The organism is Janthinobacterium sp. (genome assembly GCF_009923995.1).
Taxonomy (GTDB): Bacteria; Pseudomonadota; Gammaproteobacteria; order Burkholderiales; family Burkholderiaceae_D; genus Janthinobacterium.
Window position 1 is genome coordinate 29,757 of sequence record NZ_RFSK01000052.1, and the last position, 12,791, is coordinate 42,547.

Annotated in this window: 13 protein-coding genes; 1 reads left to right on the plus strand and 12 read right to left on the minus strand. The window is 67.4% G+C overall.

The window, feature by feature from the left end:
* Window positions 1-42 precede the first annotated feature (42 nt).
* Window positions 43-288: a hypothetical protein gene (locus EBS11_RS21655; RefSeq protein WP_290606282.1), complete on the minus strand. Its 246-nt coding sequence runs from the start codon at window positions 286-288 to the stop codon at window positions 43-45.
* 258 nt (window positions 289-546) lie between these two features.
* On the opposite strand from EBS11_RS21655, the gene EBS11_RS21660 reads away from it, so the two are divergent.
* Entirely contained in the window at window positions 547-1,155 is a 609-nt protein-coding gene (locus EBS11_RS21660) for a 1-acyl-sn-glycerol-3-phosphate acyltransferase (protein WP_290606283.1), read from the plus strand.
* Here EBS11_RS21660 and EBS11_RS21665 read toward each other — a convergent pair.
* From EBS11_RS21665 to EBS11_RS21715, 11 genes are all read right to left on the minus strand, one after another.
* On the minus strand, window positions 1,152-1,697 hold the full coding sequence (locus EBS11_RS21665; RefSeq protein WP_290606284.1) for a HupE/UreJ family protein: 546 nt from the start codon (window positions 1,695-1,697) through the stop codon (window positions 1,152-1,154). The two genes, EBS11_RS21660 and EBS11_RS21665, sit on opposite strands and share 4 nt — an antisense overlap.
* 11 nt (window positions 1,698-1,708) lie before the next feature.
* Entirely contained in the window at window positions 1,709-2,347 is a 639-nt protein-coding gene (gene ureG / locus EBS11_RS21670; protein ID WP_290606285.1) for an urease accessory protein UreG, read from the minus strand.
* A 22-nt stretch (window positions 2,348-2,369) separates the two neighbouring features.
* A complete protein-coding gene (locus EBS11_RS21675) occupies window positions 2,370-3,050 on the minus strand; it encodes an urease accessory protein UreF (RefSeq protein WP_290606307.1) in 681 nt (226 codons plus the stop codon).
* Entirely contained in the window at window positions 3,050-3,574 is a 525-nt protein-coding gene (gene ureE, locus EBS11_RS21680; protein WP_290606286.1) for an urease accessory protein UreE, read from the minus strand. The genes EBS11_RS21675 and ureE overlap by 1 nt, the downstream gene beginning before the upstream one ends.
* 12 nt (window positions 3,575-3,586) lie before the next feature.
* Entirely contained in the window at window positions 3,587-5,287 is a 1,701-nt protein-coding gene (gene ureC, locus EBS11_RS21685) for an urease subunit alpha (protein ID WP_290606287.1), read from the minus strand.
* Between the two features lies 1 nt (window position 5,288).
* Window positions 5,289-5,618, minus strand: coding sequence for an urease subunit beta (locus tag EBS11_RS21690; protein WP_290606288.1), 330 nt, complete (start codon window positions 5,616-5,618; stop codon window positions 5,289-5,291).
* A gap of 94 nt (window positions 5,619-5,712) precedes the next feature.
* On the minus strand, window positions 5,713-6,015 hold the full coding sequence (locus EBS11_RS21695; RefSeq protein ID WP_290606290.1) for an urease subunit gamma: 303 nt from the start codon (window positions 6,013-6,015) through the stop codon (window positions 5,713-5,715).
* A 25-nt stretch (window positions 6,016-6,040) separates the two neighbouring features.
* The gene (locus tag EBS11_RS21700; RefSeq protein WP_290606292.1) at window positions 6,041-6,907 is read right to left on the minus strand and encodes an urease accessory protein UreD; all 867 of its coding nucleotides are present in this window, start codon (window positions 6,905-6,907) and stop codon (window positions 6,041-6,043) included.
* A gap of 203 nt (window positions 6,908-7,110) precedes the next feature.
* The gene (locus tag EBS11_RS21705; RefSeq protein WP_290606294.1) at window positions 7,111-8,856 is read right to left on the minus strand and encodes a DUF885 family protein; all 1,746 of its coding nucleotides are present in this window, start codon (window positions 8,854-8,856) and stop codon (window positions 7,111-7,113) included.
* A gap of 39 nt (window positions 8,857-8,895) precedes the next feature.
* Complete coding sequence (locus EBS11_RS21710) at window positions 8,896-11,100, minus strand: EAL domain-containing protein (protein ID WP_290606296.1); 2,205 nt, start codon at window positions 11,098-11,100, stop codon at window positions 8,896-8,898.
* 174 nt (window positions 11,101-11,274) lie between these two features.
* Window positions 11,275-12,791: ATP-binding protein (locus EBS11_RS21715; RefSeq protein WP_290606298.1), on the minus strand; the 1,517-nt coding region annotated here is incomplete at its 5' end.

Here is a 12,791-nt window from a genome sequence, read left to right on the forward strand (position 1 = left end):
CGGCGCCCGCCGTTTTTGCTTGCCGACGGCTGGCCGCCAGGCTTAACGCCAGCGCCGCCGCGCCGGACGGGCCGGCCGGCGCGCCTGCGCGCTGCTGAAGACGCGGTGTATCACCTCGGCCGGCACGGCGTGTTCGCGCAGGTAGGCCGTCGCGACTGTCCTGCCCAGGGCGTGATGGAAAGCAACGCCGCGCTCGACGAGCTCGGCCATCACCTTGTCCATCCTGACATTGTCCCCACTATCATCCCCGTCCTTGTCCCCACTTGCTGCATCGATGCGGTTTTTCATGCTATGGCTCCATATCCAGCGGGTTAGCACTGCATCCCATTTTGACCACACGGCGCGCATTTAGTGCCCCGCATTGTGAGCAAGCATGGTTAAAATGGCAGCATCACTAGCCCCGGCACCGCATAAATAGCGGCCTCGGCTGCTTGTCGCCACCGTCAGCCCCGTATAGAATGCCTGCGCAGAATTTTTGCCGCAAAGAAAATGGCCACCAGCGCCATCATATAAAAACAGAGACACGCACATCACTAAAGGGTATCCATGGACGATTTATTTGTACAAGCGGGCGATTTGCCGACCTGGCACCAGCGCTGCGCGCTGCGGGTGCTGCACCTGTTCGGCTGGCGCATGCGCTTTCGCCCCCTGCCCGGTCCGCGCGGCATCGCCGTCGTCTACCCGCACACGTCGAACTGGGATTTCATGGTGGGCCTGTTCGGCAAATGGGCGCTGGCCCTGCCATTCCGCTGGCTGGCCAAGGATTCGCTGTTCCGCGGTCCGCTGGGCAAGGTGCTGCGCTACCTGGGCGGCGAGCCCGTCGACCGCAGCACCACCAGCGGCACCATCCAGCGCCAGGCCGAACGCATGCAGGCGGCCGACTGGTACTGGCTGGCCATCACGCCCGAGGCGACGCGCAGCTACCGCCCCAACTGGAAGAGCGGCTTTTACCACCTGGCGCTGGCCGCCAAGGTCCCGCTGCTGCTCGTCTACATCGACTACCCGAACAAGGTGCTGGGCGTCGTCGACCATTTGTACCTGACGGGCGACAAGGAGGCCGACATGGCCGCCATTGCCGCCGTGTATGCGGGCCACCAGGGCTTGCACCCGGAAAACGCGGCGCCCATCGTGCTGTCCGAACGCAAGCCCGGTTAATTCATTCCCATCAGCACGACCCCGGCGGCGGCCAGGGCCACGCCGGCCAGGCGCAGCACGCGCTCTGCCAGCACCTGACCGATGAAGCGGCCCGCAAACAGCAGGATGGCCGAGGCCAGCATGAAGCCCAAGGCGGCAGCGGCAGCCGGCAATTCCTGACCATGCGCATTCCCATGCGCCAGCGCAAAGATCCCCACCAGGCCCACGGCCAGCCAGTTCGGCACGGCCAGCGCCAGCGCGATGGCCAGTCCCACCAGCACCACCGTGGCGGCGATGCCTGTTTCCAGCCCCGGCACCGTCAAGCCCGCCATGCCGGCCAGCGCACCAAACAGCATCATGCCGAGAAAGGTGGCGGGCTGGGCCAGGCCGCGGCGCTGCTGGCCGCCCCAGATGCCCACGCCCAGCATGGCCAGCAAATGGTCGATGCCCGTGAACGGGTGGGCCAGGCCGGCCAGGAAGCCGGCGCCGTCGCCATGGCCGGGATGGGCCATGGCCGGCAAGGCCAGCAGGCACAGCGCCGCCACGGCGGCTGTCTGTTGCATCAGTCTTGCGCTCATTGCAGCTCCTTGCCGGGTTGGTCGAGCAAACCTTGCTCGCGGATAAAATCGATCACCACCTGCACGCCATCGCCGCTGCGCAGGTTGGTAAACACGAAGGGGCGCTCGCCACGCATGCGTTTGGCGTCCTGCCCCATCACATCCAGGTTGGCGCCCACATACGGTGCCAGGTCCGTCTTGTTGATAATAAGCAAATCGGAACGCGTAATGCCGGGGCCGCCCTTGCGCGGGATTTTTTCGCCGCCGGCCACGTCGATCACGTAAATCGTCAGGTCCGACAGTTCCGGGCTGAAGGTGGCAGCCAGATTGTCCCCGCCCGATTCGACCAGGATCAAATCGAGGTCGGGAAAGTCCGCCTGCATGCGGGCGATGGCTTCCAGGTTGATGGACGCGTCTTCGCGGATGGCCGTGTGCGGGCAGCCGCCCGTCTCCACGCCCATCAGGCGCTCGGCCGGCAAGGCATCGGCGCGCAGCAGGATTTCCATGTCTTCCTTGGTGTAGATGTCGTTCGTGATGACGGCCATGTCGTAGCGTTCGCGCATGCCCTTGCACAGCATTTCGCACAGGGCCGTCTTGCCCGAGCCGACGGGGCCGCCGATGCCCACGCGCAGGGGATTGGAGGTAATTGAAGTCATATATGGTCTCTCATTGTCAGGTTCAGGAACGGTACAGGCGGCTGTACTGCACTTCGTGCCGCATCGACAGCAAGGACAGGCCGGGCGCCCAGTTGCCCATTTCGTCGTCGTGCAAGGTTTGCGCCGTCAGCGCCGCCGCTTCCAGATCAGGGCGCAGCGACAGCAGCAGGCGCTGGCCCGCCACCTGCCCCAGCGGCACGGATTTCACGCACACGAGCACCTGGTTTTCCGCCCAGGCGAACAGCATGGCCAGCAGCGCCTCTTCGCGCGGGATGGCCAGCGCCGCCACGGCGCAGGCATACGCGGTGGGCAAGGCCACCTCCGGCTGGCCCTGCAGCATGTCAATCAGGACACCGTCGGCCACGCCCAGTTCGGCCAGCAATTTGGTCAGCGAATAGCCCATCTGGATGGTCTCGGCGCGAAATTCCGCCGTGTCGCGCGAAGCGATCAAGCGCTCGCTCCAGCGCTGCACGGCGCACAGGTCCTGGTCTTCGAACGCCTGCATCAAACGCCAGCACAGGGGCGCCTCCCAGCGCGCCACCACCTGCGCCAGATGCCCGGCGATCCACGCGCGCGCCGTGGCCGCGTCATGTACCAGGCCGGATTCGAGCGCCGCCTCCAGTCCCTGCGAATAGCTGTAGGCGCCGATCGGCAAGGCCGGGCTGGCGAACTGCAGCAGATGCAGCAGGGCCGACGCCTGCATCATGCGGCGCCCGGCGTATCACCGGGGCGGTGGATTTTCTGCCGCAGCGGCACGGGCGCCAGCAAGTGCTGGCCATGGCCGTCGTGGTGGCCGTGGCCGCCGCCATAGGCGCCCGCCTCGGGCTCGAACGGCGCGCTTTCTTCCGTCACCAATGCCTGCAAGCCTTCCAGCATCTCCTTCAATACCGGGTCCTTGCGGATGCGCAGAAAGCCGTCGCCCACCTGCGCCTGCGTATGGCGGTTCCCCAAATGAAAAGCGCAGCGCAGCAGGGTGTGGGCGTCCGCGCAGCGCACCAGGTAGGTGGGTTCGCGCGCGGCGACGATCTGCACCACCGCGCCTTCCGGGCCCGTCATGCGCTCGCCGTCGCGCAGCACCGTGCCGCGCACGGTAAACACGGCCACCTCCTCGCCATTCGACAGCACGGCGCGCAGCCGGCATTTTTCGCGCTGGTCATAGGGCAGCACGAGTTGTGCGACGGGCGGGCGGCCATCGTCCGCCGCCAGTTTGGTATGTAAGGTGAGCATGATGTCTCCTGCCTAAAATAGAAAATAGCGCTGCGCCATGGGCAGCACGGATGCCGCCTCGCATACGAGCAGCTGGCCGTCGGCGCGCACGGCGTAGGTTTCGGGGTCCACTTCCATGTGCGGCGTGGCGCTGTTGTGGATCATGTCGTGCTTGCGCAGGCCACGCATGTTTTTCACGGCGATGACGGATTTGTTCAGTTTCAGCTGGTGGCCGATATCGAGCTCGTAGGCCGCCTGCGAGACGAAGGTAAACGACTTTTTCAGGCCGCCGCCGAAGGCGCCGAACATCATGCGGTAGTGCACGGGCTGCGGCGTGGGAATCGAGGCGTTCGGGTCGCCCATCTGCGCCGCGGCGATCATGCCGCCCTTGAGTATCATCGACGGCTTGACGCCGAAGAAGGCGGGCTTCCACAGCACGATGTCGGCGATCTTGCCCGCTTCGATGGAGCCGACCACGTGCGATATCCCGTGCGTGATGGCCGGGTTGATCGTGTACTTGGCGATATAGCGTTTGGCGCGGAAATTGTCGCTGCGCGCCGTGTCCGGCGCCAGGGCGCCCCGCTGCACCTTCATCTTGTGCGCCGTCTGCCAGGTGCGCATGATCACTTCGCCAACCCGCCCCATGGCTTGCGAATCGGACGACATCATGGAAATGGCGCCGATGTCGTGCAGGATGTCTTCCGCGGCGATGGTTTCGCGGCGGATGCGCGATTCGGCAAAGGCCACGTCTTCCGCGATGGCCGGGTCCAGGTGGTGGCACACCATCAGCATGTCCAGGTGCTCGTCGAGCGTGTTGACGGTGAACGGGCGCGTGGGATTGGTCGACGAGGGCAGCACGTTGGCTTGCCCCACGGCGGCGATGATGTCCGGCGCATGGCCGCCACCCGCCCCTTCCGTGTGAAACGTGTGGATGGTGCGGTCCTTGAACGCGGCCAGGGTATGCTCCAGAAAGCCGCCCTCGTTGAGGGTATCGCTGTGCAGCGCCACCTGGATATCCATGCGGTCGGCCACCGACAGGCAATTGTCGATGGCGGCCGGGGTGCTGCCCCAGTCCTCGTGCAGCTTCAGGCCGATGGCGCCCGCGCGCACCTGCTCTTCCAGCGGCAGCGGCAGGCTCACGTTACCTTTGCCCATGAAGCCCAGGTTCATGGGAAAGGCGTCGGCCGCCGCCAGCATGGCGTGCAGATGCCACGGCCCCGGCGTGCAGGTGGTGGCGGCCGTGCCGACGGCCGGCCCCGTGCCGCCGCCCAGCATGGTCGTCACGCCGCTCATCAGGGCTTCCTCGATCTGCTGCGGGCAGATGAAGTGGATGTGCGTGTCGACGCCGCCGGCCGTGACGATCATGCCTTCGCCGGCAATGATCTCGGTGGCGCCGCCGATGGCGAGCGTGACGCCGGGCTGGATATCCGGGTTGCCCGCCTTGCCGATGCCGAAGATCAGGCCGTTTTTCAGGCCGATGTCCGCCTTCACGATGCCCCAGTGGTCGAGGATCACGGCATTCGTGATGACGGTATCCATCACCTCGGCCGCGCAGCGCTGCGACTGGCCCATGCCGTCGCGGATCACCTTGCCGCCGCCGAACTTCACTTCCTCGCCGTAGATGGCGTAGTCATGCTCGATCTCGATGAACAGTTCCGTGTCGGCCAGGCGGATGCGGTCGCCCTTGGTGGGGCCGAACATCTCGGCGTACGCGCTGCGGGGAATGCTGGCCATCTCAATCCTTTCCCGGTGGAGTATCCTGCAATTCGCCCATCACTTCGCCATTGAAGCCGAAGACCTTGCGCTCGCCCGCCAGCGCCACCAGTTCCACCGTGCGCTGCTGGCCCGGCTCGAAGCGCACGGCCGTGCCGGCCGTGATATTGAGGCGCATGCCGTAGGCGCGCCAGCGCTCGAAGGCCAGCGCCGGATTGACTTCGAAAAAGTGGAAGTGCGAGCCCACCTGGATGGGCCGGTCGCCCCGGTTGGCCACCACCACGGTGGCCGTGGCGCGGCCCGCATTGAGGCTGATTTCGCCCTCTTCCAATCTGTATTCGCCTGGTGTCATGATGGTTTCCTTCTTCTATGCGCTGGTCGCTGGCCGGCGGATCGCCGGCGCAAAAACAGCCAAGGCGCGGGTGGCGCCCTGGCCGCTCGAAAAACTACGGTATCGGGTGGTGCACGGTCACCAGCTTGCTGCCGTCCGGGAACGTCGCCTCCACCTGGATGTCGGGGATCATCTCGGCGATGCCGTCCATGACGTCGGCGCGCGACAGGATCTGCGTGCCCTCCGACATCAGCTGCGCCACGGACTTGCCGTCGCGCGCGCCTTCCATGATGGCGGCGCTGATCAGGGCCACCGCTTCCGGGTAATTGAGCTTCAGGCCGCGCGCCAGGCGCCGTTCGGCCAGCAGCGCGGCGGTAAAAATGAGCAGCTTGTCTTTTTCGCGGGGTGTCAGGTCCATGGTTTTCCTTGCGCTTCTTTCCTGATTAAGTGTTCCAGATGCGGGGCACGACGGCGGCGCGTCCCAGCATGGCGGGGCGCAGCAGCTGCCAGGCGGCCAGCATGATGCGGCGCGCGGCCTCGCTGTCGCCGCACAGCAGGCGTACCACCACCAGCGATTTCATCTGCGTGGCGCCAAACAGGGCGCCGGCCGGCACCTTGATCTCGCGCAAGGCGGCCACCACGGCGGGGGCCGCGGACGCGCCGACGGCGATCAGGGTGGCGCACACCGTATGCCCCCCTAGGCCCAGGGGGCTGGCCATCAGCGCCCCGCCGGCCGCCAGCACGCCCTGTTCCCACCACAGCAGCCTGCCGCCGCGGCGGATCTGCACGTGCTGGCTGATGCTGCCCGTGTTAAACGTCTCGCCCGAGGCGCTGCGGCCCAGGCAGACGATGTCGCAGCCGATGTAGCTGGCGTCGGCCGCCAGCTCCACCTCGTGGCGCAGGCGCACGCAGGCCTGGTCGAAGAAGATGCTCTCCTGCGGCAGCCACTCGATGGCGGCGCCGCTGCCCGCGCGCAGCACGACGTGCTGGCCCGAGACGTGGCCGTTGGCGCGGTACCACTTGGCGGCGCCGGGGGAGGTGAGCAAGGCATGCGCACCCTCGCCCGCCGTCGCATGCACGGCCAGCTGGTCGCCGCCCACCACGCCGCCGGGCGGGTGGATGATGATGGCGTGGCAGACGCCATCGCCTTCCGGATACAGGGGCTTTTGCACGCGCAGGGGACCGCTGTGGGTGCGCTCGACGAGGCGGCTGACGCCATCGTGCAGCGCAAAGCCCAGGCGCAGCTCCGCCTGCCAGGCGCTGTGCGCGCCGGCATCGGGAAGCCTTGCGAGGGGGAGACTGTCTGGCATGCGCTGCGATCGTGTAAATAACGATCAACAAAGCAGAAAATGTGCCAGTCACGAAGGAAGCCCGTATTGGACGGCGCGGCGCACCGTCAAGGGATGGGAAAGTGAGAATCGTGCACTTCAAAGTCACAAGTGCCTGAGCAGCGCGCGGCCAGCGCACCACCTTGGTGCACTGGCCGTGTGGCGTGCGCTACACCGCTACACCGTCACGGCGCCGCCAGGTAGGGACTCTTGCCGCCATCGGCGATGAAGCCGTCGATGCGCCGCTCCAGCACGGGCAGCGGCACGGACCCCATTTCCAGCACCATGTCGTGGAAGGCGCGGATGTCGAAGCGCTCGCCCAGCGCCGTTTCCGCCTTGCGGCGGCCGTCGAGGATGGCCATCTCGCCCAGGTAATACGACAGCGCCTGGCCCGGCCAGGAAATGTAGCGGTCCACCTCCGTCTCGATTTCATGCGCGGACAGGGCCGTGTTCGCGTGCAGGTAGGCCTGCGCCTGCGCGCGCGTCCAGTCCTGCGCATGGATGCCCGTGTCGACCACCAGGCGCGCGGCGCGCCAGGCCTGGTAGCTGAGCATGCCGAAGGTTTCATAGGCATTCTCGTAGATGCCCATCTCGGCGCCGAGGCGCTCGCAGTACAGGGCCCAGCCTTCGCCATACGCGGAGATGTAGGCGCGGCGGAAGGCCGGCCGCCCCTTCTGCTCCAGCGCCACCGGCATCTGGAAGGCATGGCCGGGCGCCGATTCGTGCAGGGTCAGCGCCGGCATGCTGTACAGGGGGCGCGACGGCAAGTCATAGGTGTTGACCAGGTAGACGCCCGGCCCGCCGCGGCCCGACGTGTAATGGGGCGCCTGCTCGTCCGGCACGGGGATGATGGCAAAGCGCTGGCGCGGCAGGTAGCCGAAATACTGCGCCGCCTTGGCATCGAACTTCTTCGCCACCCAGGCCGAACGCATCAGCAGCTCCTGCGGCGTGCGCGCATAGAACTGCGGATCGCTGCGCAAGAATTGCAGGAAGGCGGCAAAGTCGCCCTGGAAGCCCGTCTTGGCGATGGTGGCATCCATCTCGGCGCGGATCTGCGCCATCTCCCGCAGGCCGATGGCATGGATCTGCGCCGCGCTCAGGGCCGTGGTGGTGAATTCCGTGATCTTCGACTGGTAGTAGGCCTTGCCATCGGGCAGGCGTTCCGCCGCCAGGGTCGTGCCCGCGCCGGGAATGTACTCGTCGCGCATGAAGGCCAGCAGCTCGCCGAAGGCCGGCATGACGGCGTCGCGGATGGCTTGCACGGCCCCCGCGCGCAGGGCCGACTGCTCCTGCTCGGTCATGCTGGCCGGCAGCTGCAGGAAGGGCTGGTAGTACAGGGTGGCGCGCGCATCGGCCGCGTGGGCCACTTCGGCCAGCGCCTGCTCCCGCCCGGCCAGGGTCACGCGGGGCGGAGTGAAACCGCGCCGCAGGCCGGCGCGCATATTCTCCATCTGCTCGCCGAAATAGCGCGGCACGTCATTGAGCTGCGCGAGGTAGGCGCGGTAGTCGGCGCCGGTGCGGCGCGGCTTGCGGGCCGCGTATGCCAGCTCGTTCCAGAAAGCCGTGTCGGCATTGAGGGGCCGCTCGTATTCGCGGAACTGCTGCGCCGCCAGCAAGGCTGCCACCTGCGCGCGGTAGACGGCAAAATTGACGCCATCCTCGCCCTGCAGGCTGGCCGCGTCGAGCGCGTCGAGCTGCGCCAGCACGCGCTCCCAGTAGGCGCGCCGCGCCTCCTGCGTGGCGGCGTCCACGCGCGGCAGGCCGGCGTCGCGCTTCTGCTCCTGGCGCCATTGCCATTCGGCGCTGTAAATCTGCTGAAACTGGCCGGCGGCGCCCGCAGGCAACGCGGTGGCGGGTGCGGCGGCGGCAGCCAGGACGGGGCCGCTGAACAGCATGCATGCGCCGAGGAGCGCGGGAATCAGTCTTTTCACGGAATACTTGCCCAAAAGAAAAAGAGCCAGCATACCCGCTCACGCCAGCGCCAGCATCCTTTTTTCGCGCAGCAGCGCCGTGAAGGCGTCCGCCGGCAGGGGACGGCTGAAGTAATAGCCCTGCATCTCGTCGCAGCCGTGCTCCGTCAGGAAATCCACCTGCGCGCGCGTCTCCACGCCTTCGGCGATGACGCGCATGTCCAGGTTGTGCGCCAGCGAGATGACGGAGCGGGCGATGGCCGCGTCGCTGCTGCTGGTGGTAACGTCGTCGACGAAGGATTTGTCGATCTTCAGCACGTCGATGGGAAAGCGCTTCAGGTAGCCCAGGCTGGAATAGCCCGTGCCGAAGTCGTCGAGCGAAATACCCACGCCGATGTCCTTCAGGCGCGTCAGGGCCGCCACCGCCTTGTCCGGGTCGCCCATCACCGTGCTTTCCGTGATCTCGATGCCCAGGCAGGCGGGCGCGATGCCATACTTGCGCAGGGCCGCCTCGACGAAGGGCACCGTGCGGTCCTGCGCGAACTGCTTGCCCGACAGGTTGACGGCCACCTTGATGCTGCCCAGGCCCGCATCGTGCCAGGCGCGGATCTGCGCGCACACGCTTTCCAGCACCCACTCGCCGATGGCCGTGATGGAGCCGTACTCCTCGGCCAGGGCGATGAACAGGCCTGGCGGCACCTTGCCCAGCACGGGATTATCCCAGCGCAGCAGGGCTTCGGCGCCCAGCATGGCGCCCGTGCGCAAGCATATCTGCGGCTGGTAATGCACCTCGAATTCATCGCGGCCGATGGCGCCGCGCAGCTGCTGCTGCATGGCCAGGCGGGCGCGGATGTCGCTGCCCATGCGCTCCGTGAAAAAGGCGTAATGGTCGCGCCCCATTTCCTTGGCGCGCACGAGGGCCGTGTCGGCGTGGCGCAGCACGTCGTCGAGGCTGTCGCCGTCGGCCGGGCACATGGCGATGCCGATGCTGGTGGTCAGCGCCAGCCGTTCGCCATCGACGCTGAGTTCCTCGCGCAGGCCGGCCAGGATGGTTTGCGCCAGCGCCAGCGTGCGCCCCAGCAGGGCATCGTCCTGCAGCAGGATCTGGAATTCGTCGCCGCCCTGGCGCGCCACCGTGTCGCCCTCGCGCACGCAGCCGGAGAGGAAGCGCGCCACCACCTGCAGCGCCTTGTCGCCCACGGCCTGGCCGTGCGAATCGTTGATGTTCTTGAAGCGGTCCAGGTCCAGGCACATCAGCACCACCTGCTGGCCGTCGCGCGCGGCGTGCGCGCGCGCCTGCTCGAAGCGTTCGCGCATCAGCACGCGATTCGGCAAGCCCGTCAGGGCGTCGTGGTAGGAGAGGAAATCGATCAGGTGCTGCTCCGCCTTGCGCTCGCTGATATCGAGGAAGACGCCCACGTAGTTGACGACGGCGCCGTCCGGGCCGTGCACGGTGGAGACGCTGAGCAGGCAGGGATAGGTGTCGCCGCTCTTGCGCCGCGTCTGCACTTCGCCCGACCAGCAGCCGCTGCTGCGCAAGCCCTGGCGCATAGCCTGCAGCACCGCTTCGCCCGTGTATTCGGCATGCAGGCGCATGATGTCCGTGCCCACCACTTCCTGCGCGGCGTAGCCGGTGATGCGCGTAAATGCGGGATTGGCGGTGACGATGACGCCGGCCGGATCGGTGATCAGGATGGCGTCCTGCGTCGCCTCGAAGACCTGGCCGGACAGGAGCAGCAATTCCTCGTTGGCGCGGCGCATCTGCACTTCGCGCGCCAGGGTGCTGGCCACCTGCTCCAGTTCCGCCGTGCGTTCGGCCACGCGGCATTCCAGGTTGGCGCGCTCCTGCGCCAGCTGCAGCTGCGCGCGCGCCAGGCGCACGTGGGCGTCCGTGCGGGCGAGGATTTCCTCGGCCTGGAAGGGCTTGGCGATGAAATCGACGGCGCCCAGCGCAAAGCCGCGCACCTTGTCGTCCGTATCGTACTGCGCCGACAGGAAAATCACGGGCACCTGGCGCAGGGCGGGAATCTCCTTCAGGCGCCGGCACACTTCAAAGCCGTCCAGCCCCGGCATGCGCACGTCGAGCAGGATCAGTTCCGGCGGACGCGCCTGCGCCGTCCATAGGGCCAGTTCGCCGTTCGGCGCCTGGCGCACCGCATAGCCGGCGCCGCCGAGCAAATCGCTCAGCAGCTTCAGCGAGGCCGGCGTATCTTCAACGATCAGTACTTCGCCCTTCGAGTTCACTTCCGAAAAATCGCGGTGCATGTAGCAGTTCTCTCAGCTTTGGATGAGGCGCGGCGCTCGGTTGCCGCGCTGGACAAGACATTTCTTTGCAGTGAACTACGTACCATCATCATAATCTTTATTGCAATTTAGCACCATCCATCGCCGGCCGTTTGGCGGCCTTTTTATCCAAAGCGATGTTGGCCGTCCACACTTTCACACCGCCGCCAGGGCGCCGTCCGCTTCCAGCAGGGCGCACAGCTGGCGGTACTGGTGCTGCTCCAGCATGGCCTGCAAGCCCGGCACCAGCGGCGCCGCCGCCGGCGGCAGCGCCGACAGCAGCAAGGCCACGCGGGCCAGGTTCAATTCGCGCAGGGCCACCAGCAGGGCCGCGCGCGCGTCGTGGTCCAGCAGCGCCAGGTCGCCCGCCTGCAGCATGGGCCGCGCCCCGGCCGGCGCCGGCACGGCCGGCGGCACCGAGGCCGGCGACGGCGCCTGGGCCGCCTGCGCGGGTATGCTGAAACGGAACGTGGCGCCCTGCCCCGGCACGGACTCCAGCGTCAGCTCGCCCCCCATCAGCTGCACGAATTCGCGCGAAATGGCCAGGCCCAGGCCCGTGCCGTCCTTCGGCCCCGCGCTGTCGGCCTGCACGAACGGCTCGAAGATGCGCTGCTGGTCGGCGGCGGCGATGCCGATGCCCGTGTCGCTGACGGCGAAGGACAGGCGCCATTGCGCGTCGTGCAGCCGCTCGCCGCGCACGCGCAGGGTGATGCGGCCGCCGCCGGCGAACTTGACGGCGTTCGACATCAGGTTCAGCAGCACCTGGCGCAGGCGCGTGGCGTCGAGCAGCGCCGCCGCCGGCACGGCCACGCAGTCGAGCTGCAGCGCCAGGCCCTGCTGCTCGGCGCGCATGCCCAGCATGTCCATCACTTCCTGCAGCAGCGGCGCCAGCGCCACCACTTCCGCCTGCGGCTGCAGCCGCCCCGCCTCGCCCTTCGACAGGTCGAGGATTTCATTGATCAAGGTCAGCAGATGATTGCCAGAGCGGTGGATGATGGCCAGGTTGCGTTTTTCATCGTCCTGCATGTTCGGCGAGGCGGCCATCAGGCGCGAAAAGCCGATCACGGAATTCAAGGGCGTGCGCAGTTCGTGGCTCATGTTCGCCAGGAAGGTGCTCTTGGCGCGGTTCGCCGCCTGCGCCTGGCTGACGGCCACGGACAGCGCGCCCGTGCGCTCGGCCACCAGTTCTTCCAGGTGGTGGCGGTGGCGCAGCAGTTCCAGTTCCGCCTCGCGGTGCGCCGTGATGTCGTAGTTCGAGCCCACCAGGCGCATGGGCCGGCCCTGCCCGTCGCGGAAGATCACGGCGTCGGCCTTGATGTAGCGGATGGCGCCATCGGGCCACAGGATGCGGTACTCGTGCGTGAAGGCGTGGCCGGCGCCCAGCGCGGCGCGCAGGGCTTCCTTGGCCGCCGGCACGTCGTCCGATACCAGCGCCGCGCGCCAGATGGCCGCCGCCGGCGTGGCGCCGCGCGCATCGGCCTTGAACTGCGCGTACATCTGCGCGTCCCATTCCAGCGCGTCGCTGGTGACGTCCCAGTCCCAGATGCCGATGCTGGCGGCGCCCGTGGCCATCTGCACGCGCTCCTCGCTGCGCTGCAGGGCGCGGTAGCGGCTGTCGAGCAGGGCCACCATGTCGCGGATGGTGCGGTACAGGGTGCGCAGCTCGCCCAGGA

Coding starts and splice junctions, on each gene's coding strand:
- EBS11_RS21655 (WP_290606282.1), bottom strand. CDS start 288: ATGAAAAACCGCATCGATGCAGCAAGTGGGGACAAGGACGGGGATGAT.
- EBS11_RS21660 (WP_290606283.1), top strand. CDS start 547: ATGGACGATTTATTTGTACAAGCGGGCGATTTGCCGACCTGGCACCAG.
- EBS11_RS21665 (WP_290606284.1), bottom strand. CDS start 1,697: ATGCAACAGACAGCCGCCGTGGCGGCGCTGTGCCTGCTGGCCTTGCCG.
- ureG (WP_290606285.1), bottom strand. CDS start 2,347: ATGACTTCAATTACCTCCAATCCCCTGCGCGTGGGCATCGGCGGCCCC.
- EBS11_RS21675 (WP_290606307.1), bottom strand. CDS start 3,050: ATGCAGGCGTCGGCCCTGCTGCATCTGCTGCAGTTCGCCAGCCCGGCC.
- ureE (WP_290606286.1), bottom strand. CDS start 3,574: ATGCTCACCTTACATACCAAACTGGCGGCGGACGATGGCCGCCCGCCC.
- ureC (WP_290606287.1), bottom strand. CDS start 5,287: ATGGCCAGCATTCCCCGCAGCGCGTACGCCGAGATGTTCGGCCCCACC.
- EBS11_RS21690 (WP_290606288.1), bottom strand. CDS start 5,618: ATGACACCAGGCGAATACAGATTGGAAGAGGGCGAAATCAGCCTCAAT.
- EBS11_RS21695 (WP_290606290.1), bottom strand. CDS start 6,015: ATGGACCTGACACCCCGCGAAAAAGACAAGCTGCTCATTTTTACCGCC.
- EBS11_RS21700 (WP_290606292.1), bottom strand. CDS start 6,907: ATGCCAGACAGTCTCCCCCTCGCAAGGCTTCCCGATGCCGGCGCGCAC.
- EBS11_RS21710 (WP_290606296.1), bottom strand. CDS start 11,100: ATGCACCGCGATTTTTCGGAAGTGAACTCGAAGGGCGAAGTACTGATC.